Source organism: Mycobacterium genavense ATCC 51234, assembly GCF_000526915.1.
Taxonomy (GTDB): domain Bacteria; phylum Actinomycetota; class Actinomycetes; order Mycobacteriales; family Mycobacteriaceae; genus Mycobacterium; species Mycobacterium genavense.
In genome coordinates this window covers 183,247-207,434 of record NZ_JAGZ01000006.1, presented here as the reverse complement: position 1 = coordinate 207,434, position 24,188 = coordinate 183,247, and the positions used below count along the sequence as shown (strand labels likewise).

20 protein-coding genes and 6 pseudogenes are annotated in these 24,188 nt (G+C 65.9%); 14 read left to right on the top strand and 12 right to left on the bottom strand.

What is annotated here, in order from left to right; all coding sequences use genetic code 11:
* Positions 1-219: 219 nt before the first annotated feature.
* A pseudogene (locus T428_RS28565) lies at positions 220-874 on the top strand (cutinase family protein).
* A 61-nt stretch (positions 875-935) separates the two neighbouring features.
* Entirely contained in the window at positions 936-2,108 is a 1,173-nt protein-coding gene (locus tag T428_RS0115660; RefSeq protein ID WP_025737225.1) for a glycosyltransferase, read from the top strand.
* Between the two features lie 12 nt (positions 2,109-2,120).
* Here the strand turns inward: T428_RS0115660 and T428_RS0115655 are convergent, their stop codons facing one another.
* The gene (locus T428_RS0115655) at positions 2,121-3,050 is read right to left on the bottom strand and encodes a DMT family transporter (protein ID WP_025737224.1); all 930 of its coding nucleotides are present in this window, start codon (positions 3,048-3,050) and stop codon (positions 2,121-2,123) included.
* A gap of 124 nt (positions 3,051-3,174) precedes the next feature.
* Here T428_RS0115655 and T428_RS0115650 point away from each other — a divergent pair, with 124 nt between their 5' ends.
* Entirely contained in the window at positions 3,175-3,723 is a 549-nt protein-coding gene (locus T428_RS0115650) for a thioredoxin family protein (protein ID WP_025737223.1), read from the top strand.
* Between the two features lie 182 nt (positions 3,724-3,905).
* Positions 3,906-4,646, top strand: coding sequence for a cutinase family protein (locus T428_RS0115645; RefSeq protein WP_025737222.1), 741 nt, complete (start codon positions 3,906-3,908; stop codon positions 4,644-4,646).
* A gap of 4 nt (positions 4,647-4,650) precedes the next feature.
* Here the strand turns inward: T428_RS0115645 and T428_RS0115640 are convergent, their stop codons facing one another.
* Positions 4,651-5,463 carry an MOSC domain-containing protein gene (locus T428_RS0115640; protein WP_245604942.1) on the bottom strand — a complete coding sequence of 271 codons (813 nt, stop codon included), beginning with the start codon at positions 5,461-5,463 and terminating at the stop codon, positions 4,651-4,653.
* The gene (locus T428_RS0115635; protein WP_025737220.1) at positions 5,463-5,873 is read right to left on the bottom strand and encodes a PPOX class F420-dependent oxidoreductase; all 411 of its coding nucleotides are present in this window, start codon (positions 5,871-5,873) and stop codon (positions 5,463-5,465) included. The genes T428_RS0115640 and T428_RS0115635 overlap by 1 nt, the downstream gene beginning before the upstream one ends.
* A gap of 81 nt (positions 5,874-5,954) precedes the next feature.
* Between T428_RS0115635 and T428_RS32100 the strand changes: the two genes are divergently transcribed.
* Positions 5,955-7,124 carry a class I SAM-dependent methyltransferase gene (locus tag T428_RS32100; protein ID WP_025737219.1) on the top strand — a complete coding sequence of 390 codons (1,170 nt, stop codon included), beginning with the start codon at positions 5,955-5,957 and terminating at the stop codon, positions 7,122-7,124.
* Positions 7,084-7,461 carry a cupin domain-containing protein gene (locus T428_RS28555; RefSeq protein WP_025737218.1) on the top strand — a complete coding sequence of 126 codons (378 nt, stop codon included), beginning with the start codon at positions 7,084-7,086 and terminating at the stop codon, positions 7,459-7,461. Before T428_RS32100 ends, T428_RS28555 begins: the two co-directional genes overlap by 41 nt.
* A gap of 7 nt (positions 7,462-7,468) precedes the next feature.
* On the opposite strand, the pseudogene T428_RS28550 reads toward T428_RS28555, so the two are convergent.
* Together T428_RS28550 and T428_RS0115615 are read right to left on the bottom strand one after the other, a co-directional pair.
* Positions 7,469-8,979: pseudogene (locus T428_RS28550) on the bottom strand (FAD-dependent oxidoreductase).
* Positions 8,980-9,024: 45 nt separating this feature from the next.
* Positions 9,025-9,792 carry a hypothetical protein gene (locus T428_RS0115615; RefSeq protein WP_025737217.1) on the bottom strand — a complete coding sequence of 256 codons (768 nt, stop codon included), beginning with the start codon at positions 9,790-9,792 and terminating at the stop codon, positions 9,025-9,027.
* Positions 9,793-9,901: 109 nt separating this feature from the next.
* On the opposite strand from T428_RS0115615, the pseudogene T428_RS28545 reads away from it, so the two are divergent.
* From T428_RS28545 to T428_RS0115595, 4 genes and pseudogenes are all read left to right on the top strand, one after another.
* Positions 9,902-11,154, top strand: a pseudogene (locus tag T428_RS28545) (L,D-transpeptidase).
* Between the two features lie 72 nt (positions 11,155-11,226).
* The gene (locus T428_RS0115605) at positions 11,227-11,667 is read left to right on the top strand and encodes a Fur family transcriptional regulator (RefSeq protein ID WP_036468125.1); all 441 of its coding nucleotides are present in this window, start codon (positions 11,227-11,229) and stop codon (positions 11,665-11,667) included.
* Positions 11,668-11,718: 51 nt separating this feature from the next.
* Positions 11,719-13,959 carry a catalase/peroxidase HPI gene (katG, locus tag T428_RS0115600; protein WP_025737215.1) on the top strand — a complete coding sequence of 747 codons (2,241 nt, stop codon included), beginning with the start codon at positions 11,719-11,721 and terminating at the stop codon, positions 13,957-13,959.
* Positions 13,960-14,156: 197 nt separating this feature from the next.
* Entirely contained in the window at positions 14,157-15,032 is an 876-nt protein-coding gene (locus tag T428_RS0115595) for an alpha/beta fold hydrolase (RefSeq protein WP_025737214.1), read from the top strand.
* A gap of 3 nt (positions 15,033-15,035) precedes the next feature.
* Here T428_RS0115595 and T428_RS28540 read toward each other — a convergent pair.
* The 6 genes and pseudogenes from T428_RS28540 to T428_RS31260 all read right to left on the bottom strand — a co-directional run.
* Positions 15,036-15,827 (bottom strand): annotated as a pseudogene (locus tag T428_RS28540) (DUF1906 domain-containing protein).
* A gap of 38 nt (positions 15,828-15,865) precedes the next feature.
* Positions 15,866-16,657: an alpha/beta hydrolase gene (locus tag T428_RS0115575; protein ID WP_025737212.1), complete on the bottom strand. Its 792-nt coding sequence runs from the start codon at positions 16,655-16,657 to the stop codon at positions 15,866-15,868.
* Between the two features lie 42 nt (positions 16,658-16,699).
* Positions 16,700-17,371 carry a GMC oxidoreductase gene (locus T428_RS34705; protein WP_245604941.1) on the bottom strand — a complete coding sequence of 224 codons (672 nt, stop codon included), beginning with the start codon at positions 17,369-17,371 and terminating at the stop codon, positions 16,700-16,702.
* Between the two features lie 33 nt (positions 17,372-17,404).
* Positions 17,405-18,288: pseudogene (locus T428_RS34700) on the bottom strand (GMC family oxidoreductase); the annotation flags it as partial.
* A 108-nt stretch (positions 18,289-18,396) separates the two neighbouring features.
* On the bottom strand, positions 18,397-18,849 hold the full coding sequence (locus T428_RS0115565; protein ID WP_025737211.1) for an SRPBCC family protein: 453 nt from the start codon (positions 18,847-18,849) through the stop codon (positions 18,397-18,399).
* Positions 18,850-18,945: 96 nt separating this feature from the next.
* Positions 18,946-19,200: pseudogene (locus T428_RS31260) on the bottom strand (SDR family NAD(P)-dependent oxidoreductase); the annotation flags it as partial.
* A 279-nt stretch (positions 19,201-19,479) separates the two neighbouring features.
* Here T428_RS31260 and T428_RS0115550 point away from each other — a divergent pair.
* From T428_RS0115550 to mmpH, 4 genes are all read left to right on the top strand, one after another.
* A complete protein-coding gene (locus tag T428_RS0115550; protein WP_036468184.1) occupies positions 19,480-20,094 on the top strand; it encodes a TetR/AcrR family transcriptional regulator in 615 nt (204 codons plus the stop codon).
* 305 nt (positions 20,095-20,399) lie between these two features.
* Positions 20,400-21,656, top strand: coding sequence for an MMP alpha-(1->4)-mannosyltransferase (manT, locus tag T428_RS0115545; protein WP_025737208.1), 1,257 nt, complete (start codon positions 20,400-20,402; stop codon positions 21,654-21,656).
* A complete protein-coding gene (locus tag T428_RS0115540; RefSeq protein WP_025737207.1) occupies positions 21,650-22,408 on the top strand; it encodes a class I SAM-dependent methyltransferase in 759 nt (252 codons plus the stop codon). The genes manT and T428_RS0115540 overlap by 7 nt, the downstream gene beginning before the upstream one ends.
* Entirely contained in the window at positions 22,395-23,471 is a 1,077-nt protein-coding gene (gene mmpH / locus T428_RS0115535; protein WP_025737205.1) for an MMP endo-(1,4)-3-O-methyl-alpha-D-mannosidase, read from the top strand. The genes T428_RS0115540 and mmpH overlap by 14 nt, the downstream gene beginning before the upstream one ends.
* Here the strand turns inward: mmpH and T428_RS0115530 are convergent.
* The gene (locus T428_RS0115530; protein WP_025737204.1) at positions 23,452-24,135 is read right to left on the bottom strand and encodes a class I SAM-dependent methyltransferase; all 684 of its coding nucleotides are present in this window, start codon (positions 24,133-24,135) and stop codon (positions 23,452-23,454) included. The two genes, mmpH and T428_RS0115530, sit on opposite strands and share 20 nt — an antisense overlap.
* Between the last annotated feature and the right edge of the window lie 53 nt (positions 24,136-24,188).

Genomic DNA, 24,188 nt, shown 5'->3' with positions numbered 1-24,188 from the left:
AAGCCGCGGCGGCCGCGGACTCGCTCGTCGAGTCGGTCACGCTCCCCAGCCTTTCTGAACCCCGGCGTCGCCGGGCTACCTACGCTCAACCTGAGCCGACGTCCGGTTCCATCCCACCGGCAAGCACCTCATTTTGATAGGTACCGCCGCGGTTACTTCGCATCCGGGTAAAGCCAGCCGCCGATGCGGCCGTTTGTGCCGGAATGTCAGCATTTGGGAATGAGTGCACTCAGGCTTGTTCGTGTTGTTGGCGTCGCAGCAGCGATGATGTGGGCGCTAATAGCCGCGCCGATCTCCCCGACCGCGTCGGCTGACCCCTGCTCCGACGTCGAGGTGGTGTTCGCTCGCGGTACTCACCAGGAGCCCGGGCTCGGCAACATCGGCCAAGCGTTCGTCGACTCGCTTACCTCGCAGGTCGGCGGAAAATCGGTCGGGGTCTATGCCGTCAACTACCCGGCCAACGACGACTACCACAACAGCGCATCGGCCGGCTCTGACGACGCGAGCGGTCATATCCAGGGCACCGTTGCCAACTGCCCCAAGACCAAGTTGGTGCTCGGGGGCTACTCCCAGGGCTCGACGGTGATCGATCTGGCCACGCAGGCGATGCCGGCTTCGGTCGCTGACCCGTCGCCGCGATCGCCCTCTTCGGCGAGCCGAAGAGTCAGTTCTCCAGCGCGTTGTGGGGCGGGCAGCCGTTGCCCACGACCAACCCGATCTACACCGCCAAGACCATCAGCTTGTGCGCCCCCGACGACCCGATCTGCTCCGGCGGCGGAAACATCATGGCGCACGTTTCCTAATATTGTTTCCTAATATTCAGGCCGGGATGACCGACCAGGCCGCGACGTTCGCGGCCAACCGGCTTCGCTGACCCAGACGCGCCGCGCGGTGGATGGCAGCCGACAAGCAGCACCGCGAGTGAGGTTCCGCCGATGAAATGCGTGCTCGCTGGCTACGGGAGTCGCGGCGACGTCGAGCCCCTGGCCGCAGTCGGCCGCGAGCTGATGCGACGTGGCCACGACGTGCGGATGGCCGTCGCGCCCGACATGGTGGCCTTTGTCGAATCCGCGGGGCTACCCGCGGCTGCATACGGTCGCGACTCGCGCCAGCAGATGGCCTTCGCCGCGGACTTCGTCGGCAAGATCTCGAATCCGGTCACCATGTGGGCCGAGATCGCCCAGCATGTCAACGAGGTCAAGGCCGAAAAGAGCGCGGCGCTGAGATCCATGGCGGACGGGGCCGACCTGCTGGTCGCGGCCTTCAACGAGCAGGGCCTGGCCGCCAATATCGCGGAGTACTACGGCATTCCGCTCGGCGCGCTGCACTACTTTCCGGCGCGGATCCTGGCGGCCGGCGGATTCGGTCCGCAGATCACCAAGGAGACCGACGACGCTCAACGCGGTGCGCTTGGCTTGCCGGAGGTCGCCGGGGACTCGACGCCGCCGACGGTGGAGATCCAGGCGTATGACGAAATCTGCTTACCGGGAGCGGCGGCCGAATGGCTGGGCTCGGGTAGCTCGCCGTTGTTCGTCGGCGCGCTGACACTGGGGTTGCCCAGCGCCGTCGATGACGAGGTGCTGTCCTGGATTGCCGACGGCACGCCGCCGATCTACTTCGGCTTCGGCAGCACGCCGCTCGCCTCTCCCGTAGAGACCATCGCGGTGATCAGTGCGGCCTGTGCGCGCCTGGGCGAGCGGGCGTTGATCTGCGCCGGGCCGAACGACGTTGCCGGGGTTGCGGACGCCGAGCACGTGAAGGTCGTGGCCGAGGTGAATCATGCGGCCGTTTTTCCGATGTGTCGCGCCGTCGTCCATCACGGCGGCGCCGGCGCGACAGCCGCGGGCCTGCGGGCCGGACTCCCCACGTTGATCCTGTGGTTCTGGCTCGATCAGCCGGTCTGGGCGGAGGGGATCACGCGGCTGAAAGTTGGCTCTGGACGCGCTTTCGCCGAAAGCACCCTCGACTCGTTGACTGCGGACCTGCGCACCGTCCTCACCCCGGAACGGGCGGCTCGGGCCCGCGAGGTTGCCGCTCTGATGACCAAGGCGGACGAAAGTCTTTCGCGCACAGTCGATTTCCTGGAACAGGCCGTCCTCGAGCGGTAGCGGTAGCACGTCCTACTGGACGATCACATCGTCTTCGTTGGGACGCGGTGTGCCGACATCTTTCGCAGCCGGATGACCTGCGCCGGGCGCCTGGTCGCGTGCCAGCGCGATAGTCGACGCCACCATTGCGACGATCGCCACCAGCAGGCCCAGTGCGGCCGAGCCGCGCACCGCGAGGTGTTCGCCGAGCACGACGACCCCGAGCATCACCGCGACGATCGGTTCACCCACCAGCATCAGCGGCACCGACGCCTGCAATGCGCCGGCGTGAAAGGCGGAGCTCTGCACCATGGTCACCGCCACCGCCAGCACGACCAGCAGGTACGGGGCCGGCACGGTCATGAGCCCGTACCAGCCGCCCACGGCGTAGCGGTGTGTGCAGATCTTCGTTAACACGGCGACCACGCCCAGCAGCACCGCCACCGCGACGGCCAGCAGCATGGCGCGGGTGCGGCCGTGGGTGCGTCGGGCCGCGACGAGGCACACGATGACCAGCGGCGCGGTCAATGCCACCGCCATCGTCCACGACGGTATCGGCGAGCGATGGTGGCCCTTGCGGGGCTGACCGACCAGCACGAAAGCCGCCAGCGCGACGGTCAACACGATCGCCCAACCCCATTCGGCTCCGGTGATGCGCTGATGGCAAAGCCGCGCGCTCAACGGCAGGGCGAACAGCAGCGACGACACCAGCAGCGGCTGCACCAGCAGCAAGGAGCTGTTGGCCAGCGCCAGGGCCTGAAACACGTAGCCGGCCACCGCGGCCAGAATCCCGGCCCACCACAACGGTTGGCGAACCACGCTTGTCACGGTCGGGCGGGATAGGTCCGCACCGGTTGCAACGCGTTGGGCGACGCGTTGCCGCACGACAATGCCGACCGCTGCCCAAAACGCGGCGAGCAATCCCGAGAAGATCGCGACGGTGTGCGAGATCACCCACCCCATGTTTCGGACTGGCACCCGGATTGCAACGCGGCTAACTCTGGCCACACGAGATGCAGCCTTCCGTACCTGCGATCGGCGGTGGTCTCCGGGTCGCCCCGGACTAGCCTCGACTAGTCTCGGGGACATGGCTATCGAGTCGACAATGCTTGCCCTCGGCACCCCGGCGCCGTCGTTCACGTTGCCGAACCCGGCGACCGGGGCCCTGGTCAGCCTCGACGAGCTCACCGGTCCCGCTCTGGTCGTCACCTTCATCTGCAACCACTGCCCGTACGTGCAGCATGTCGCGACCGGGCTGGCCGCGCTGGGCAGAGATCTCGCTGCACAGGGGGTCGCCATGGTGGGGATCTCCAGCAACGACGCCGTCACCTATCCGCAGGACGGGCCCGACGAGATGGTCGCCGAGGCCCGCCGACACGGCTGGACGTTTCCCTACCTGTACGACGAGACGCAAGACGTCGCCCGCGCCTTCTCCGCGGTGTGCACCCCGGACACGTTCGTGTTCGACGGCGACCGCCGGCTCGTGTACCGCGGCCAGCTCGACGACTCCCGCCCCAAAAACGACCTGCCGGTGACGGGTGCCGACGTCCGCGCAGCCGTCGACGCCGTGCTGGCCGGCCGCCCGGTCGACCCCGACCAACGGCCGTCGATCGGGTGCGGCATCAAGTGGCGTTGAGCCGCGTTCGCGCCGCCGGCGCGCGATAGGTTCGGCCCGCTGGCTACCGGTGTTGTCACAGCATGAAATGGGCTGTGGCCGTGAGCCATCCACAGGGCGAGCCGCACTCGGCGAGTTTTTTTACGAGCGCGTGTGCAATATCGCTCGTTTGGTGATCGGCATGGATGGGCACCTAATGGGGCATGATCGCCGGTTACGTCATCCGTTTCGTGGGCCCTGCGGCCGCAGTAACTTTGAGCCTGGCCGCCTCTGTCCTGTTCTCCCCCGTCCCGTGGGCCGAGGCCGAGCCGTGCCCCGACGTTCAGGTGGTGTTCGCCCGCGGTACGGGCGAGCCGGAGGGGGTCGGCCCCACCGGGCAGGCCTTCGTCGACAATCTGCGCGGGCGTGAGGGCGGGAAATCGGTCGACGTCTACGCGGTCAACTACCCCGCCAGCAGTGAGTGGGACACCGGCCTGGACGGCATTCGCGATGCGGGTGCCCACGTCGTGTCGATGGCCCGCAGCTGCCCGAAGACCAAGATGGTGCTCGGCGGGTTCTCCCAAGGCGCGGCCGTGATGGGCTTCGTGACGTCGGACGCGGTGCCCGACGGGGTTGATCCCGCGACCGTGCCCAAGCCGCTGGCACCCGAGATCGCCGACCAGGTGGCCGCGGTGGTGCTCTTCGGCATGCCCAACGTGCGGGCGATGAACTTCCTCGGCGAGCCGCCGGTGGTCATCGGACCGACCTACCAGGCCAAGACCATCAAGGTCTGCGCCAACGAGGACCCGGTGTGCTCAGACGGCATGAACTTCGCCGCCCACAACACCTACGCCGACGACGGCGCCATGATCGACAAGGGCGCGTCCTTTGCTGCCAGCCGGATCGACGCGGGGCCGGGCGGGCCTGCCACGGTCGTGAACGCGCCGAGTAGCTTCGGCAACTAACCGTCTACGGGTCGAGGACGACCTCGTCGCCGACCCGGATGACACCTTCGGTCGTCGCCTTGAAGTAGATGCCCGCACACGCCGCCACTCCGCAAGTGCCGGCTTCCAAACGATTTTCGGCCGCGGCGATGCGCAGCGCCTGGGGAGCTTTGGGTAGCTCCCCGTGCTCGAGTGTGGGAACTACGCAGCGTGGAGTGAGCTCCAAGCCGCGCAGTCGCACTGCGCCGATACCCAATTCCCGGTCTATCCAATCGTTTTCGACGTACGGAGGGCAGCCCGGTGGTGTCGCGATCACCAGATTCGGACGGTAGCGCAGGGCTTCGACACCGATATGTTCCAAGGTGGCGGTGGTAATTGCGTGCAGCGGGGCATCGTCGGTGAACGAGTCGCCGGGTGTTCCCAGCCCGATCTTCAGGATGCGGCCCGCGACGTCGGCGTCCAACCCGAGTTCGAGCAGCTTCTCGGGATCCGGACGCTCGACTGTGGCGCCGTCCGGACGCTTGCTGACCAGCCGCACCGCGCGCCCCAGCAACCGGGAGAGCAGCTCGTCGACGTCGGGATCATCGGCGGCGACCGTTGTCCCATCGGGCAGCCCGATGCGTACGTGCCCGGTATCTCCGTTGGCTGTGCACTTCAACAGGCCGCGCCACAGCCGCGCCTGTTTCGCGCTGGCCACATGCCCGGTCGCGGTGTCGACCAGGGCCAGCCGCCGGTCGCCGTCGGCGCCACGTTCGTCGACGAACAGGCTCTCGACGGTCTCGCCGAGCATGGATTTCACCGGGTACCGGCGCAAACTCTCGACCCGCATGCCGACCATCATTCACCAGACGACTCGGTCGGCGTGATCCGCAGGACGAACCGTGGCTTTCGGCCGCGCGCAACGAGCGCTTCGATGAAGGTCACCAGCCGAAATTCCAAGCCGTACTTGCGCTTGACGAGCGATTCGACGTGGGCGACCTCGGCCGGGTCGGTGATCACCTCGGCAGTTCCTGCCACGACGGGCTGACCGGTCGGCACCTTCCCCGTCCGGCCGCACGCCGCAAGTGTGACCCGGGGATCGTGTCGCAGTCGCTTGACCTTCCACGAGTCGGCCGGGGTCCACGCCGACAGCCGGGCGCCGTCGCCGACGATCCACAGCGGCGCGGCGACCGCATCGCCGTTGCGTTTGAACGTCGTCAAGGACACGAACTTCTCGGCACCCAACCGGGCGATCGCGTTGTCGCTCATTGTCTCCCCTGGCCGCGGTTAGCTCGGGCAGCCGCCACGCCCTATTGTGCGGCCGGCGGCCGGGTCGTGTACAAGAGTCTGATGGAGGATCGCGACCGCAGATCTTTCGACCCGTCGGCGCTGCGTGCAGCGATGGCGCGGCGGTTGCATCGACGCACGATGTCCGAGGGTCAGCTGGTTCTCCCCGCCGTTCCGGGCATGCTCGACGAGTACGTCACGATGTGCACGACCATCGTTGCGGGCCTGGGCATACGGTACACAGCCGAAGAAACCGTTCAGCTCAAAGCCGTACTGGAAGGTGAATTGGCGAAAGCCTTCAAGGCGTCGTCGCGTTCGAACATCGTCGTACAGTTCAATTCACCGTTCGGCACCACGCTGAACTACCGGGTGAAGCCCCAGTGGGCGACCATCGGGGCCGACTACGACAACTGGGTCGATACCCGCGAGGGGTCGCTGTTCGGCACCGAGCCCGACGCACGCGTGTGGGCGCTGGCCAACGAAGCCACCGATCCCAGCACGTGCCGGGTGCTCGACGTCAGCGCCGGTACCGGCCGAAATGCGCTCGCCCTGGCCCGGCGCGGCCGCCCGGTCGACGCGGTCGAGCTGGCCGGTAAGTTCGCCGACATCATTCGCGGTGAAGCCAAACGGAATTCGGTGGACATCCGTGTCATCCAAAGCGACGTTTTCGTGGCGATGGAAGGCGCCGGCGGCGAGTATCAGCTGGTCGTGTTCTCCGAGGTGGTGCCGGACTTCCGGACCCCGCACGAGCTGGGCGGCATGTTCGAACTCGCCGCGCAGTGTTTGGCCCCCGGCGGACGTCTGGTGTTCAACACGTTCCTTCCGCGCGAGGGCTACGTACCCGACGACGCCGCCCGACAACTCGGGCAGCAATGCCACACCATGATCTTCACCCGCGACGAGGTCGACAAGGCGGTTGCCGGCTTGTCGCTTGAACTCATCTCCGACGAGTCGGGATTTCCCCATCGAGTTGCGCTGGCTTGTATACCGGAAGGTGGGTTGAGTCAGGCGACTATCGGGGAGGCATCACATGGGCGACATCGAGTCGAACCGGCGGGCGCTGCTGATCGCGGCACCGCTATTGCTGGCGGCGATCGCGGCCGGCGACAAGCCGGGCGATATCAAGCTGGCGCCGGCGCCGCAAACGGGCCCGGACCCTGGGGAAACCTTCGTCGAGCCCTTCGATCAGATCGTGTTCCGCCCGTGGGGCAACCTGCCGCCGCGCAGCGGTGAAATGGCGATGCTCTATGGAGATTTCAACAAGCCGGGGCCCTATCTGGTCCTGATGAAGTGGAACCCCGGGTGGTTCAGCGCGCCCCATACCTATGCAACCGACCGGATTCAGGTCGTCGTGTTCGGTACCTGGTTTATCAACAGCGGGAACGACTTTGCGCCTCAGGATGCGACGCCAGTGGGGCCCGGGGGCTTTGTGAAGCGTGCGGCGCGCACCCCGCACTACGACGGTGTTCCGGCAGACCAACCCGACCCGGCCGTGATCGCTGTTTTCGGAGTCGGCCCGGTCGACCAGGAGCTGACCGATCCCGCCCAGCCATCGTGGCGTCAGGTCTGAGCGAGCGTCAGTGGGATGCGGTCAGGTCCCGGGTAGCCGGCCCTTCCAAAAGCGTGCCGTCCGGCGCGAACCGCGAGCCGTGCAGCGGGCATTCCCACGCCTTGTCGGCGTCGTTCCAATTCACGATCCCGCCCAGATGCGGGCAAACCGGCGAAACACGGTGTTGGTGCCGTCGACCCGGCTCTTGGCTTCCAACTGCCAAGGCGGTCCGCTGACGACGCCGCCCTCGTCGGGACCGGGGTTGCGCCGGCCGATGCGGGTGGCCGGGGTGATCCAGCCTTTTGCCAAATCGAAGCCCGCCTCGAGATTGGCCTGCACCGCGGTGAGCACTCCGGTCAGCTCGTGTGGGCTCCAGCTGGCGAACGCGCGCGACCAGTCCATCCGGCCGCCCAGAATGCGGCTAATGAGAGCCAGTGCCGCGGCGGCGCCGTTGGTCATGCCCCACTTGTTGAAACCCGTTGCGATAAAGATGGTTTCGCTATTCGGCAAGATGGGGCCCACGTACGGTAGCTGGTCGATCGGCGTGTAATCCTGTGCCGACCAAAAGTGAGTTTGCTCCGCACCCGGAAAGTGTTGTCGTGTCCACGACGAGAGTTCGTCGAGCGCTTTGGTCGGACTCTTCTTCCGACCCACGGTGTGTCCGGCCCCGCCCACGATCAACAGCTCCCCGTCGGAGATGGGTGCGTATCGCACCGAACGCGTCGGTGAGTCGGTGGAGATCATCATCGGACGAGTGATGGGGCCCGGCACCTTGAACGCCAGGCAGTACGACCGGCTGGGCTTCACCCGCGCAAAATATCCGCCGCGATCAAGGATCGGGATGCCGGTGGCAAGGATCAGTTTTCCGGCCTCGAGTTCGATGTCGTTGTGCGCGGCGTTGTTGACCTGTACCTGCAACTTGTTGCCGCGACTGGACACCCGCCGGACCCTGGTGCCTTCGACCAGTCGGCCGCCGCGGTCGAGCAGCTCGGTGGCCAACGAGTCCAGGAACTCCATGGGATTGAACTGCGCCTGGTCCGGCAGCCGCACCCCACCGTGGTACGGGAACGGCACGTCGGCGTCGTCGACCCAGTCGACGGGCAGGCCGACCGACTGGCAGGCCTTCAATTCCAAACGCGCCGATGGCACCCCCTTGGCGGATTGGGCGTAGGTGTAGGCGTCCTCGCGTTGCACCGCGATGCCGCGCGACTGGCAGTGTTCGATGACCCAGTCCATGCCCTCCCGGTTGCCTTCCACGTAGGCGCGGGCCAGCTCCCTGCCGTGCCGGGGCAACGCCTTCGACAGATGAGTGCCCTGCAGCAGGCTGATCTTGGCGGTGGTGTTTCCGGTGGCGCAGGCCCCGACGCTGCGCGCCTCCACCACCATCACGTCCCTGCCGGCGCGGGCCAGCAGCACCGCCGTCATCAGGCCGGTGATGCCAGCGCCGACCACGATAAACTCGGCGCTGCGGGGCCCATCCTCCAGCCGGCTCGCGGTCCACGGCTGTCGGGTTCGATCGGCCAGCCACATAGAAGTCATGGCTGGGCTGATACCCGGCGTTGCCACTCGGAAACGCGGCCGCCGCTAGCGTCGCTTCAGCTGCGCAAGCTTTTCGGAGGCTTCGCGGAGCAGTTCGGCGGCATCGTGGCTGGCTTGTTGCGCCTTGGCGTAGTTGTTTTCGGCGCGGTCGAGCTCGCGTTCGGTCTTGCGGAGATCGGCGAGCGCCTCGTCACGAAGCGCTCGGGCCGCGTCGCTTTCCGATTTCCGCCGCGCCAGCTTGTCGTCGGCCTCGGCCTTGTCGTGCTCGGCGGCGGCGACGGCCGCGGTGAGCTTCTCCAACCGCCGGTCGACGCCCTTCTCGGGCGGTGTGCTGGTTGCCGGTTGGTCGGCGTCTTCGTAGGCACCGAAGCCCGACCACTGCTCGGGGCGGTCCAATCGCCCCAAGCGCGCCCTGACCGCGGGATCGGCAATCGCGGCTTGCAGCGTGTTCATGACGTCCTCACGGACCGCGGCGGCCGCGCTGATGCCGGCCAGGCCGAACGCCGTCTGGACCAACTCTTCGATCAGGCGATGTTGCTCGCCGGACAGCTCGCGGATGCGGTGACCGTCCATCGCCGCGTGTGCGGCGCGCAGCCGGTCGCCGAGGTCGGCGAGGCGCCCGCTGGCGTTCTTATCCCTGATGGCAAGCCGATTGACCACCCAGGCCGCCGTGGTCGGTTTGCGGCTGGCGGAGATCCGTTTGGCGGCCGCCTCGTCGCCGCGACGCTTGGCGGCCGCTGCCAATTTGGTGCGCTCGGCCGTGAAGGCGCTGGGCTGCACCGCATACAGTGAGTCGAGTTCGTCGTCGGCCATGACGCCATGATCTCTCGCGACGAGGCGCAACGTTTCAGAACGCGCCCATGGGGTTACTTGGTACCCGACATGTCGTCGCGCGGGCCGGCTGATGGGACAACCTTCGAGGATGCGCATCCAGATGAACCCCGGGAACAGGGGCCAACTTCGGCGCCGGGTCTTGCTGTGCGTGTTCGTCCTCATCGGAGTTTGCGGCGTGATCCAGCTCGCGGCCTTGCCTCGCTGCACCAGTTGCTCTCCGAAAACTATTGGAGTGCCCAAGATTTCGTTTACTCCCGATGCCGATGCACGCGATGTCGACCCCTTTCGCCAGTGCAGGTGAAGGCCGAGAACGGGGCACTCACCGACGTGCGCATGGTCAACGAGGCCGGCGCGTCCGTTGAGGGAGTCATGACGCCGGACCACACCGTCTGGAAGACCACCACTCCCCTCGGCTACGGACGTACCTACACGCTCAACGCCAGCAGTCGTGGCGCGGGCGGCGTTGTGGCGAACCAAGATTCGTCGTTCTCCACGCTGCGCCCGTCAAACCAGACGAAGGTTTCGTTCAGACTACGTCGGAGGCCGCGCTGCGCGACGGCGGCAGCTACGGGGTCGGCACAGTGGTCGTCGCGCACTTCGACGAAAAGATCGGCGACCGCGCGGCCGCCGAGCGCCGGGTGCAGGTCACCACGAATCCCGCGGTGCCGGGCTCCTGGTTCTGGGTCGACGACCAGAACGCGCACTGGCGACCGGAGCACGACTACGCGCCGGGCACCACCGTCACCGCAGCAGCCAACATCTACGGAATCGCGCTGGGCGACGGACTATTCGGGCAGGAAGACAACCGAGTGTCGTTCCGGATCGGCGATGCGCACGTCTCGATCGCCGACGATGCCACCAAGACGGTGAGCGTGTTCAGCAACGGCGCATTGCTCCGCACCATGCCCACCTCCATGAGGATGGGCGGCACCGAAGCGGTCGGGCCGCAGACGATCTCCTTGTCGACTCCTCCAGGTGTCTACACCGTGCTCGACAAGGGCAATCCCGTCGTCATGGACTCCTCGACATTCGGACTGCCGAAGAATTCGCGCCTGGGATTATAGGGAGACCATCAACTACGCGACCCGAATCAGCATCGACGGCATCTATCTGCATCAGCTCGACGCGACGGTGTGGGCGCAGGGTCATACCGATACCTCGCACGGGTGTCTGAACCTCAACGGCGACAACGCGAAATGGTTCTACGACTTTTCCGTACCGGGCGATGTCGTCGAGGTCCGCAACAGTGGCGGGCCGGCCCTGCGGCTGAGCCAAAACGGCGACTGGACGCTGAGTTGGGACCAGTGGCGCAACGGCAGCGCTTTGAAGCCGGCTTCCTGACGCCAAATTTTTACGGGCTATTGCCCCGGGAAAGTCTTGACTGATTCCAGATAAGTGCGCCATATTGGCCTTGTGTCGTCAACGTCGGACTACGCGGAGCGGTTGCGTATGGCCGACTTGCGCGTGACCCGACCCAGGATCGCGGTCCTGGCGGCGGTGCATGCCAATCCACATGCCGACACCGAGACGATTTTTTCCTCGGTGCGAACCGGTCTTCCCGACGTCTCACGCCAGGCGGTGTACGACGTGCTCAATGCGCTGACGGCGGTGGGTCTGGTCCGTCGCATCCAGCCCTCAGGTCTGGTCGCGCGCTATGAGTCCCGGGCCGGCGACAACCACCACCATGTCGTATGCCGATCCTGCGGCGTGATTGCCGACATCGACTGCGCGGTCGGCGATGCCCCCTGCCTCACTCCATCAGACGACGACAACGTCCTCGATGGCTTCGTGCTCGACGAGGCCGAAGTCATCTACTGGGGCCTGTGCCCCGATTGCTCGACCGCGGATTCTTGATCACGGCCCGCGTGATCACAGCTCAATCACCGACCACCGGAAAGGAATGCTGTGTCAACAGATACCTTTCAGAGTCGCCCACCCGAACCGGACGCCAAGACGGGGAGTACCAGCGAGAGTGAAAACCCGGCGATCCCGTCACCCAAGCCGAAGAGCGGCGCTCCGCTGACCAACCAGGATTGGTGGCCCAACCAGATCGACGTCTCCAGGCTGCACCCGCACTCGCCGCAGGCCAACCCGTTGGGCGACGACTTCGATTACGCCGAGGAGTTTGCCAAGCTCGATGTCGAACAGGTCAAGGCCGACCTGATCTCGGTGATGACCACGTCCCAGGACTGGTGGCCCGCCGACTACGGCCACTACGGCGGCTTCTTCATTCGCATGAGCTGGCACGCCGCCGGCACCTACCGCATCTACGACGGCCGTGGTGGTGGCGGCCAGGGTCTGCAACGGTTCGCCCCGCTGAACAGCTGGCCGGACAACGCCAGCCTGGACAAGGCGCGACGCTTGCTGTGGCCCGTCAAGAAGAAGCACGGCAACAAGATCTCCTGGGCGGACCTCCTGCTGCTGGCCGGCAACGTCGCCCTGGAATCGATGGGCTTCAAGACTTTCGGGTTCGCCTTCGGCCGCGAAGACGTGTGGGAGCCTGAAGAGATTCTCTTCGGTGAAGAGGACGAATGGTTGGGCACCAACAAGCGCTACTCGGGCGAACGTGATCTCGCGCAACCCTACGGTGCGACCACGATGGGCCTTATCTACGTGAATCCCGAAGGCCCCGAAGGGAAACCGAACCCCGTCGCCGCGGGGATCGACATTCGCGAGACGTTCGGCCGGATGGCAATGAACGACGAGGAGACCGCCGCGCTGATCGTCGGTGGCCATACCTTTGGCAAGACACACGGCGCCGGCGACGCCAGCCTGGTCGGCCCCGAGCCGGAGGCCGCCCCGATCGAACAGCAGGGGTTGGGCTGGAAGAGCTCCTACGGCACCGGTGTCGGCAAGGACGCCATCACCAGCGGCCTGGAGGTCGTGTGGACGCCGACGCCGACCAAGTGGGACAACTCCTTCTTGGAGACGCTGTACGGCTACGAGTGGGAGCTGACCAAGAGTCCCGCCGGGGCCTGGCAGTTCACGGCCAAGGACGGCGCCGGTGCGGGCACCATCCCCGACCCGTTCGGCGGGCCGGGGCGTGCGCCGACGATGTTGGTCACCGACATCTCGATGCGGGAGAGCCCGATCTACCGCGACATCACGCGGCGCTGGCTCGACCACCCCGAGGAGCTAGCCGACGCCTTCGCCAAGGCGTGGTACAAGCTGCTGCACCGCGACATGGGACCGATCTCGCGTTACCTCGGCCCGTGGATTCCCGAGCCGCAGCTGTGGCAGGACCCGGTTCCGGCGGTCGACCACCCGCTCGTCGACGACAAGGACGTCGCGGCCCTGAAGAAAAACGTGCTCGAGTCGGGCCTGACGGTGCAGCAGTTGGTCAAGACCGCTTGGGCGGCGGCGGCGAGCTATCGCAACACCGACAAGCGCGGTGGCGCGAACGGGGCGCGGATTCGCCTTGAGCCGCAACGCCATTGGGAGGTCAACGAGCCCTCCGAGTTGGACAAGGTACTGCCCGCGCTGGAGAAGATCCAGCAGGACTTCAACACCTCTGCATCGGGTGGCAAGAAGATCTCGCTGGCCGACCTGATCGTGCTGGCCGGATCCGCGGCGGTCGAGAAGGCCGCCAAGGACGCCGGGTACGAGATCTCGGTGCATTTCGCGCCGGGACGCACCGATGCGTCGCAGGAGAACACGGACGTGGAGTCGTTCGCGGTGCTCGAACCCCGCTGGGACGGGTTCCGCAACTATTTCCGTCCCGGCGAGAAGACCGCGCTGGAGCAACTGCTGCTGGAGCGGGCGTACCTACTCGGTGTGACGGCTCCGGAGCTCACGGTGCTCATCGGTGGTCTGCGCGCCCTGGGCGCCAACCACGGTGGCAGCAAGCACGGCGTGTTCACCGACAAGCCGGGCGCGTTGACCAACGACTTCTTCATCAACCTCCTCGACATGGGCACGGAGTGGAAGCCGTCGGAGACCGCCGAGAACGTCTACGAGGGCCGCGATCGGGTCTCGGGGGCACTCAAGTGGACCGCGACCGCCAACGATCTTGTGTTCGGGTCGAACTCGGTGCTGCGCGCGCTCGTCGAGGTCTACGCGCAGGACGACAACGCGGGCAAGTTCGTGGAGGACTTCGTCGCGGCCTGGGTCAAGGTGATGAACAACGACCGATACGACCTGAAGTGACGCCGGCCTGATCGCCAGTACCAGACGACACCCCGCGGGCACGCAGCTCGCGGGGTGTCGTTCACGTGGCGTGGGCATGTCCGACGCGTGAGGCCCACCACATTATTACCCGTCAGTAACCTACGGCTACGTAAGTTACGTATTCTTTGGTGAGCACCGGCGCATCGACGACCAAGGCATGGGTACACGGTTTGACCATGAGCGAATTGACCTACCTCGAACTGCACGGCGACCGGATCGCGTACCGGGAAGCCGGTAGCGGCCACGCCCTGTTGCTGATCCACGGGATGGCCGGCAGTTCGGCCACTTGGCGCGAGATCATTCCGCAGCTCGCCAAGAAATACCGCGTCATCGCGCCCGACCTGCTCGGCCACGGGGAGTCGGCAAAGCCGCGCGGCGACTACTCGCTGGGCGCTTTCGCGGTCTCGTTGCGTGACCTGCTCGACGAACTTGGCGTTTCCCGCGCCACCGTGGTCGGGCAGTCGCTGGGCGGCGGCATCGCAATGCAGTTCACCCATCAGCATCGCGACTACTGCGAGCGGCTGGCCCTGATCGGCAGTGGCGGCCTCGGCCCCGAACTCAGCCCGGTGCTGCGGATGCTGTCGGCGCCCGGTGCAGAATTGCTGTTACCCGTCGTCGCGCCGCAGCCGGTGCTGACCCTGGGCAACAAGGTCGGTTCGTGGCTGACCTCGGCCGGGATTCGCGCGCCGCGGGCCGGTGAGATGTGGCAGGCGTACTGCTCGCTGTCGGACGCGCGGACCCGCCAGGCGTTCCTACGGACGTTGCGCTCGGTTGTGGACTACCGCGGCCAGGCCGTCAGCGCGCTCAACAAGCTGCACGTCGCGGCCGGCCTTCCGGCACTGTTGATCTGGGGCGACCAGGATCGGATCATCCCGGTCGCGCATGCCTACGCCGCCCATGACGCGCTCGAGGGCAGTCGCCTCGAGGTGCTCGAGGGCGTCGGGCATTTCCCCCACGTCGAGGCGCCGACGGCGGTGGCGGACATCCTGGAGAACTTCATCGCCTCGACCACGCCCCAGGCGACCGGCAGTTCGGTACCGCTGGGCATGTAGCGCTCAGCGGCCCAGATCCCACTGTCCGTAGTCGGGCGCGAGGACGTCGTCGACATCCACGTTGATGTCGCCCAGCAGCGGACCGGGGTTGGACGGGCTGTTGACGATCGTTTGGTACAGCACCGCCATCGGCTCGCGCTGGCCATGCGACCACGACGGGTTTGCCACGCCCAGGCGTGCCCCGCGCTGGACGAGTTGTCGATCACGCCGTCCCTGATCGCCCACCCGCACGCGTTGTAGTGGCCGTAAATACCGGTGCGGCCCACCCCGAGTACGGAGTTGATTCCCCGAAACCAGTCGACGGCAACGGTATTCCAGGTGTTCTGGTCGATGTCGTCGTCGACGCTGAAGAAGATCGGCGCCGAGTTCGGTCCGCCGGCGGCGGTATGCAGCTGCTGAGCCGTCTGCGCATCCGCCACACCACCGTCGTGGCCGCGGGTCAGGTCCGACGGCGTAGCGGGCCATCCGGGCTTGCCGTACTGGAAGTTACTGACGATGTGTAAACCCGCCGCGCGCAACGAGTCCGCGTACTCGCGGGTGATCGGCTTGGCCTCGATGCGCGCCCGGCCGTTCGGCGGAGACGTAGTTGATCACGCCGGCGTATCCCGCCGCCTTGATCTCGTCCGGCGAAATCCGTTTCTCGGCAAAGTCGATCAGCTGGATGCCGGCGGCAGACGAGCCGGGCGCGTCGAACATCGCGGCCAGGCTCAGCAGCGCCGGTGCGAACACATACTTGAGGACGTCGCGTCGCGGAACAGTCCGGCGCCCACCGCGTGGTGCAGCAACATCGTGCACGGCGCGATGGTAGCAAGCGCGTTACCGCACGACGATGCCTAGAGACCGCGCTGGGTCAGCCACGACACGATGCGCTCGGCGACCGTTTCCCATCCGGGCTCCACGGTCATCGAGTGCCCGATCTGCGGAATGATCGTTGCCTCAGTGCCGTAGGCCCGGGCTGTAGCGCGGACCTCGGTGGGAGGATAGGTCGCGTCTTCTTCGCCGCCGCGCACCAAAAAGGGTGTGGTGATCCGGTCGGTCCTGACCAGTTCGACGGCGACCATGTCTAGCAAGATGGCCCTTGTGCTGTCCGGTTGAAGCCGCGCGGTGGTCGAGCGGATCAGGTCGTCGGACGCCTGCTGGCCGAAGAACAATTCGCGAGCGCCTGCCGTCGTGGTGCCCAGGAGATGGTCGGGTCGCCCAGTCAGGCTGAACCTGGAACTGCGCCACGGGTGCCGCCGAATGTTGCGCAGCAGCGACCGTAGGTGGCCACGCGACGGTGCGGACGCGAGCAGGACCGCCGCCGGTGCCTCGTTGGCTTCGAGATACTTCTGCACCACGAAGCCACCCATCGAGTGTCCGATCGGGACTGGCTGTGGCGCAATCGTATTGGCAATGGTTGTGACGTCCTCGACGAAGTCCGCGATCGAGCACAGCCGCAGGGGTTTGTCCGCCGGGCTCGCGCCGTGACCGCGAAGGCTCGGCGCCAGGACGCGAAACCCGCGGTCGGCGAAGAAATCCAGAAAGTGCACCTCCCAGCTCCATGCGCCCAGGAAGGCGCCGTGCACAAAGAGCAGCGGGTGGGGGTGCGCCGCAGTGGGTTGTCCCTTGTCGACGAGTTCCAGCATGAGATCGAATTCCTCTCGAAGCGTTGACAAGGTGATGTACCGTCACATCCGGTGCTCGGTTTTGATGGAGTGCGCGGCACGTTCACCGATCACCACGCACGGCGCCATGGTGTTGCCGCTGGTGATCCGCGGCATGATCGACGCATCGGCGACGCGCAGGCCCTCGATGCCGTAGACCCCGAGGTGTCCGTCGACCACCGATATCGGGTCGCGGCCCATCTTCGCGGTCCCCGATTCGTGCCAATAGGTGGTGACCGCGTTGCGCAGATAGGTTTCCAGCTCGCCACCGGTCAGGTCGCCCGGCATCACCTCGCGGGTGATGAACGGACGAAGCTCCGCGGAATTGCCGATTTCGCGGAGGGTTTCGATGCAGGCGATCCCCGTCTTGACATCGTGAGGGTCGGACAACGCGTTGGCCTCGATCCGAACGGGATCGTCGGGACTCGAACCCGTCAACCGCAATCGGCCACGGCTCCTGGGGCGCGTCGGTGACCCGAACAAAACCCAGCTATTTTGCGGCAGAACGTATTTCGCGATGTTTTCGGGTGTGGACTTGGGAAAGTGCCCTAAACAGGCGAACAGGTCTGGCCCGTCCGCGACGGTAAGCCCGGAGTCCCAGAACAGCGTCGCACCCGCCTGGGTGCTGCCGGCGAGGTCTTCGGGAAATTCCCATACGCAGTCGAACCCGTAGTGGTCTTGAAAGTTGCGTCCCACACCCGGCAGGTGCTGGCGGAGCCGGACCCCTGCGTCGCGCAGTTCGTCCGCGTCGCCGATGCCGGACTGCATCAGCACTTTGGGTGTGTGAACCGCCCCGAGGGACAACACCACCTCGGTGTCGGCGATCACGCGATGGACCGCGCCGTCGTGCAGGACCTCGACGCTGGTGGCCCGGGCGTCCTGCAGAATCACCCTGCTTACCAGCGCGTGTGGCACCACGGTGAGGTTCGGCCGATGCAGCTGCGGTGCGGTGTAGGTGCGGAACACCGAGAGGCGTTTCCCGCCGCGCCAGCGCAGATCGGCGATCGCGGCGCCGCGCATATCTTCCATCAGCCGGCCGTTGGGACTCTGATAGCTCGGAATTCCCAGTGTCCTGGCAGCTTTCACGGTCGCCGCGGCGAGTGGATGTGCGTCGGGTGCGGGCTGGACGAAGACGGAGCCTCCCCTGCCACGATGATTCGGTTTGCCCACTCCGTACCAGTCCTCGATCTGGCGGTACAAATCCAGGACCGAGTCGTATGCCCAGGCCGGCTCACCGGATTCGGTCGCGAAATGGTCCAGTCGCTGCGATGCCGTCGCGCCCAGAGCATCACGTTGATGCTTGACCCGCCGCCCAGCACCTTGCCCATCGAGAACGGGATCGAACGTCCGTGCAGCCTCGGATCGGGCTCGGACACGAAGCCCCAGTCGCGTTCACTGCCCAGGTTCAGCGGCCACTGGCTCGCCTCGGTGACAGTAGGGACGTCATCGCTGCCGCCGGCCTCCAGCAACAGCACCTTTACGTCGGGGTTTTCCGCCAATCGTGCCGCGATCACGGAGCCCGAGGACCCCGCTCCACACACGATCACGTCGTAACGTGTTTCTAATACAGCCTTCACGATGACTCCTCCGCACCGCTGGGTATAGCGTTGCATATCTAGCCACGCGTGAACGAGCCGAGCGGTTCACCGGCTGCACGAATTCCCGTGTGGTCGACCTGGATTCGGAGACGACGGCGTGAAGGGTGACTGCTGTGACGTGGATTACCCTTTCTCGGCCGCTGTCACGAGGCGACTGGCAAGGAAGCCGACCACGCAGCGCAGCAAAACGCGCATGATTGTGCCCGTGCCGCGCACACGTTCGGTGAACGACCCGGTCCAGCGGATGTCGGTGCCGCCCGCCGGGTTGGGGGTCAGCAGCATCTCGGCCCGATAATCGCGGGCCGGCAGCCGTGGCCCGATCTGCAGGTAGACGTGCCGACGATCTTGTTCGTACCCGATCGTCTTTTCCCGCATCAGCATCGGCCACAACCCGACCTTGCGTACCACGCCGATGCCCCCGGGGGCCGGATCGCCCTGCTGCTCCCAACTCGATTGAACGATAAGTGGTTTCGCCCAGTCGGACCAATGAGCACCGTCGGTTTCCAGGCGAAACAGAGTGGCCGCGGATGCGGGCGTGGTGCGGTGGATTTCGAAGGTGAAGACCTTGCCGGACATGTCAGCGGCTCCGATGCGCCGTGGCGGCCGTGGGCCGCAGCATCCGGGCACTGATCAGGGCGGAAAGCCAGCCGGGTGACAAGCGGCCGTCGGTCGTCATGATCCGGTTGCCCAACCGAGGACCGCGACGGCACGGCCTTGGTCCAGCGCGCGCAGCCCGGCGGCCACCACGGGTTCGGGTGCGGCCAAGCGGCGGTAGATCGCGGTGTGCGACACATCGGATTCCAGTGCGTCGACGAAACCGGTCCGGGTGGGTCCGGGGCACAGGGCGGTCACCGTGACGCCCGAGCCGCGCGTTTGGGCCCAGAGGGCCTGACTGAGGGAGAGCACGAACGCCTTCGATGCACCGTAGGTCGCCTGATAAGTGCCGGGCTAAAACGCGATGGTGGAGGCGACGTTGAGGATGCCGCCGCGACCGCGGGCCAGCATTCCGGGCAGTACCGCGTGGGTCAGGCGAGCAGCAGTGACAGGCCACGCTTGGCCAGCAAGTCGGCGAAGATCGCGCCGAAACCAGAGCTGGCGCCCGTGACCACAGCCCAGCCGTTTTCACCGCATTGTCGAGATGACATTTCGGCTCCTTCCAGGAATGTGAATGTCATTAACATTGACTCGGATGTCAATGTCGTCAACATGCCCGCGAAGAAGTCTCCAACCAAGGTCCGGGGTAGTTACCACCACGGCGATCTTAAACGCGCGCTGACCAGCGCGGCACTGTCGCTGGTGGCCGAGCGGGGGCCGAAGGGATTTACCCTGACCGAGGCGGCGCGCCGCGCGGGTGTCAGCGCCGCGGCGCCGTACCGCCACTTCACCGACAAGGCTCACTTGCTCGCGACGGTCGCCGAACAGGGGTTTTTAGACCTCCATGCCGCGTTATCCGCCGGCACCGAGGCCGCCGCCGGTCCCCGCGACAAGCTGATCGCGATCGGTCGCGCCTATGTCCGTTGGGCCGTCGGTCACCCGAACCAGTACCGCGTCATGTTCGGTGCGGATACCGACAAGGCCCAGCACCCGAGTCTGGCGGTCGCCGCAGGTCAAGCCTTCGGAACACTGCTCGACACGATTGCCGGGTGTCAGGCGGCCGGGCTACTGCGCGGCCGACAACCGCGCGAGGTGGCCGGACCGCTCTGGTCGCTCGTGCACGGCGTCGCCTCCCTTGCCATCGAGGGCGAGCTGCGCAATGTCGGGATCGACCAACACCCCGAGGACATGGTCTCCGACGCCCTGTCCGTCCTGCTGGATCGCTGAGGAGGATGGGCCGCCAGCAAACAAAGGCGTCCTCGCCTGGGTCACCGCTCCGCCCATTGCCTCACAACATGTCCGACGCCCGATTGCCTCCGCGCGAGCCGAAGCAGTTATCCACTCGACCTCGCCGCCGAACGAATATCGCCGAAACCTAGTATTGAAGGGCACCGATGGCGCGTTGCGTCGATTAGCTGATCGAACTATAGTCTGGACACATGTCCAATTTGCTGTCACGGAGTTCGGGGCCCGTTGATCGCGATGGATTCGGCGCCCTTCCGCGTTCGTTAACCAGCAAAGAAGAGTTGAGTATGCGAATTGCCTTGCTGTCCTACCGTAGTAAGACCCATTGCGGCGGACAGGGCGTCTACATACGACATCTCAGCCACGGTCTGGTGGAACTAGGCCATGATGTCGAAGTATTTTCCGGTCAGCCGTATCCGGAATTGCTCGATCCGCGGGTGCGATTGACCAAGGTGCCGAGTCTCGACATGTACCGCGAGCCCGACCCGTTCCGCATTCCCCGCCCCGGCGAGATTTGCGACGCGATCGACCTTCGGGAACTCCTGACTGTGTGGACGGCCGGTTTCCCCGAGCCGCGGACGTTCACCATGCGCGTCGCCCGTCTACTGGCCGACCGCGTAGCCGACTTCGACGTCGTGCACGACAACCAAAGCCTGGGCACGGGACTGCTGAGCATTGCCGCAACGGGAATGCCGGTGGTCGCCACCGTGCACCACCCGATCACCCGTGACCGGGTGCTGGACGTCGCGGCGGCGAAGTGGTGGCGGAAGCCGTTGGTACGCCGCTGGTATGGCTTCCTGGACATGCAGCAGCAGGTGGCGCGTCAGATTCCGGAGCTGTTGACGGTCTCGTCGTCGTCGGCCGCCGACATCATCTCCGATTTCGGCGTCTCGCCCGAGCAACTCCACGTCGTTCCGTTGGGCGTGAACACCGAACTGTTCAAACCGGTTTCGGGTCCACGGCAGCCCGGTCGGGTGATCGCGATCGCCAGCGCCGACACCCCGCAGAAAGGCGTCAGCACCCTGTTGCACGCCGTCGCCAAAGCTCGGGTGAATCGGGATGTCGAGTTGCGGCTCGTCGCCAAGGTGGAACCCAACGGCCCCACCCACAAACTGATCGCCGAACTCGGGATCTCCGACATCGTCCGCATCACCAGCGGGCTCACCGATGCCGAGCTGGCCGCGTTGTTCGCCTCGGCCGAGGTCGCCTGCATACCGTCGCTCTACGAAGGCTTTTCGCTGCCCGCCGTCGAAGCGATGTCAAGCGGTACGCCGATCGTCGCGAGCCGAGTGGGTGCGTTGCCCGAAGTTCTCGGGACCGACGGCGCCTGCGCCGAGCTGGTGCCGCCCGCCGACGTCGACGCGTTGACCCGCGCACTGGGCGAGCTGCTGGACTCGCCGGAAAAGCGCCGCAGCCTTGGAAAGGCGGGCCGGGCCCGGGCAGTCAGCGTGTTCAGCTGGGAAGCCGTAGCGGCACAAACCGTGCGGATCTATGAGCGGGCGATCGCGCGAAAGGCCGTCACCGAGAGCGAACTGCAATGCTGACAGTCGATTTCGACCGGCTCGGCATCGGGCCGTCCAGCAAGGTGATCGACGTGGGCTGTGGGGCCGGCAGGCATGCGTTCGAGGCGTACCGCCGCGGTGCCGACATCGTCGCGTTCGACCGCGACGAATCCGAAGTAAAGTCCGTAGAAACCATTTTGCGGGCGATGGCCGAAACCGGAGAGGCACCCGGGGCGGCATCGGCGGAGGCGGTCGTCGGCGACGCGTTGAACTTGCCGTACCCCGACGAGACGTTCGACTGCGTCATCGCATCCGAAATTCTGGAACACGTCACCCAAGACGACGCCGCGATCGCGGAATTGATCCGGGTTCTCAAAGTCGGAGGCACCCTGGCGGTCTCGGTACCGCGATGGCTCCCGGAACAAGTGTGCTGGCTGCTGTCCGACGAGTATCACGCCAACATCGGCGGCCACATCCGCATCTACCGGGCCAGCGAATTGTGGAGCAAGATCGTAGGCAGCGGACTGAAATTGACACACTCCCATCATGCGCACGCGTTGCATGCACCATTTTGGTGGCTGAAATGTGCTGTCGGAGTTGACAATACAGAACACCCCGCGGTGACCGCATATCACAAACTTCTGGTGTGGGACCTGATGCGCAGGCCCAGGCTCACCCGTATCGCGGAGTCGATGCTCAACCCCCTGGTGGGCAAGAGCGTGGCGATGTACTTCACCAAGCCGCATCAGGTCAAAGCGGAAGCGACACCGGGGTATTCAGTTGCGTCGATCTAGCCCGCCGGCAGTCCCGGGCGTGTTCAGCCCCGAGCAGTGTGGTCAGACAGCCCTGTCCATCGCCGCCGAGCAGGAATCATCCGGTGCCATCCCCTGGTTTCGGGGCGGTCACACCGACCCGTGGGACCACGTGGAATCGGCGATGGCGCTCACCGCCGCCGGGCTGCTGGAACCAGCGCGGGCCGCGTACGAGTGGAGTCGTCGCAATCAGCGATCCGACGGATCCTGGCCGCTCCAATTCCGTTCGGGGACAATCGAAGATCCCAACAGTGACAGCAATTTCTGCGCTTACATCGCCACCGGTGTTTGGCATTACGTCCTGGTCACCGGTGACGAGTCCTTCGCGGCATCGATGTGGCCGACGGTGCACACGGCGATCGACTTCGTCATCGACCTGCAGATCGGGTATGGCGAGATCTGTTGGGCGCGAAGCGAAACCGGTCCGGTCCGCGAAGCTCTGCTAACCGGTTGCGCCAGCGTGTATCACAGCATCCGGTGTGCATTGGCGCTGGCCGCCCTGGTCGACGATCCGCAGCCGGAGTGGGAGCTGGCGTTGGGCCGGCTGGGCCATGCGCTGGTCGCCCATCCGGAGGTGTTCACCGAGAAAGACCGCTATTCGATGGACTGGTACTACCCGATCCTCGGTAGCGCGCTGCGAGGCCCGGCCGCCGCGGCGCGCGTCAAGGAACGCTGGGACGACTTCGTCGTCGACGGTCTCGGCATCCGCTGCGTGAACGACCGGCCCTGGGTGACGGGCGCCGAAACCTGTGAACTGGTAATGGCACTCGAAGCCATCGGGCAGCGATCGGTCGCGCACCGGCAATTCGCCGCGATGCAGCACCTGCGTGAAGAAGACGGCTCGTACTGGACCGGCTTGGTGTTCGCCGACGGCAAGCGGTGGCCCGAGGAGCTTACGACGTGGACGGGCGCGGCGGTGATCCTGGCGGCCGACGCGCTGTCCGACAGCACGGCAGGCGCCGCGATCTTTCGCGGCCAGGGGCTGCCGCTGGGTCTGCAGACCGAATTCGACTGCGAGTGTGTGGTTACCGGGCCTGGCCGGTGATTTCGATCGGCTCGCCCACCTGACCGCTGGTGCGCTCGAGCACCCGCAGCGACCCTACTGCGGAGATCTCCCGGAACTGGCCGGAATCGAGTGCGCGGCAATAGATGTAATAGGGTGGCCGGCCGCCGTCTCGCGGGTCGGGAAAGACGTCGTGGATGACGAGTGCCCCGCCGACGCTCACCCACTTGGTCCATCCATCGAAGTCCTGGGTGGCCGCGGCCTCGGAGTGGCCACCGTCGATGAATAGGAACCGCAGCGGTGACCGCCATCCCCGGGCCACCACCGGTGATTTGCCCACCACCGCCACCACGTGGTCATCCAGCCCGGCCGCGTCGAGCGTGCGACGAAACGTCGGCAAGGTGTCGAACAGTCCGGTGACCTCGTCGACCAGCGAGGCGTCGTGGTATTCCCAGCCCGCCTGATGTTCCTCCGAGCCGTGGTGATGATCGATCGTGTAGAGCACGGCCGCCGTCTGCTGCGCCGCGGCACCGAGCAGCAAGGTGGATTTGCCGCAATAGGTACCGATCTCGACACCGACACCGCCGCCCAGATACCGCAGCGCCGCGTCGTAGAGCGCGCGCCCCTCGTCGTCCGGCATGAAACCCGTGACCTGCTCGGCCAGCGCGAACAATCGCTCGGGTGCATTCGCGTTGGTGTTGCTCATCAGCTGAACCTATCGTTCGGCGTGCCGTGACCAACGTCGTGGTCGGAGTTGTG

What these genes read in the sequence shown, in the direction of transcription:
- T428_RS0115650 (WP_025737223.1), top strand. Translation starts at nt 3,175, where the DNA reads ATGGCTATCGAGTCGACAATGCTTGCCCTCGGCACCCCGGCGCCGTCG.
- T428_RS0115550 (WP_036468184.1), top strand. Translation starts at nt 19,480, where the DNA reads ATGCCCGCGAAGAAGTCTCCAACCAAGGTCCGGGGTAGTTACCACCAC.
- T428_RS0115540 (WP_025737207.1), top strand. Translation starts at nt 21,650, where the DNA reads ATGCTGACAGTCGATTTCGACCGGCTCGGCATCGGGCCGTCCAGCAAG.
- T428_RS0115530 (WP_025737204.1), bottom strand. Translation starts at nt 24,135, where the DNA reads ATGAGCAACACCAACGCGAATGCACCCGAGCGATTGTTCGCGCTGGCC.
- T428_RS32100 (WP_025737219.1), top strand. Translation starts at nt 5,955, where the DNA reads ATGGAGGATCGCGACCGCAGATCTTTCGACCCGTCGGCGCTGCGTGCA.
- T428_RS0115640 (WP_245604942.1), bottom strand. Translation starts at nt 5,463, where the DNA reads ATGGTCGGCATGCGGGTCGAGAGTTTGCGCCGGTACCCGGTGAAATCC.
- T428_RS0115645 (WP_025737222.1), top strand. Translation starts at nt 3,906, where the DNA reads ATGATCGCCGGTTACGTCATCCGTTTCGTGGGCCCTGCGGCCGCAGTA.
- T428_RS0115565 (WP_025737211.1), bottom strand. Translation starts at nt 18,849, where the DNA reads ATGTCCGGCAAGGTCTTCACCTTCGAAATCCACCGCACCACGCCCGCA.
- T428_RS0115575 (WP_025737212.1), bottom strand. Translation starts at nt 16,657, where the DNA reads ATGCTGGAACTCGTCGACAAGGGACAACCCACTGCGGCGCACCCCCAC.
- T428_RS0115615 (WP_025737217.1), bottom strand. Translation starts at nt 9,792, where the DNA reads ATGGCCGACGACGAACTCGACTCACTGTATGCGGTGCAGCCCAGCGCC.
- T428_RS0115660 (WP_025737225.1), top strand. Translation starts at nt 936, where the DNA reads ATGAAATGCGTGCTCGCTGGCTACGGGAGTCGCGGCGACGTCGAGCCC.
- manT (WP_025737208.1), top strand. Translation starts at nt 20,400, where the DNA reads ATGCGAATTGCCTTGCTGTCCTACCGTAGTAAGACCCATTGCGGCGGA.
- T428_RS0115595 (WP_025737214.1), top strand. Translation starts at nt 14,157, where the DNA reads ATGAGCGAATTGACCTACCTCGAACTGCACGGCGACCGGATCGCGTAC.
- T428_RS0115655 (WP_025737224.1), bottom strand. Translation starts at nt 3,050, where the DNA reads ATGGGGTGGGTGATCTCGCACACCGTCGCGATCTTCTCGGGATTGCTC.
- T428_RS0115635 (WP_025737220.1), bottom strand. Translation starts at nt 5,873, where the DNA reads ATGAGCGACAACGCGATCGCCCGGTTGGGTGCCGAGAAGTTCGTGTCC.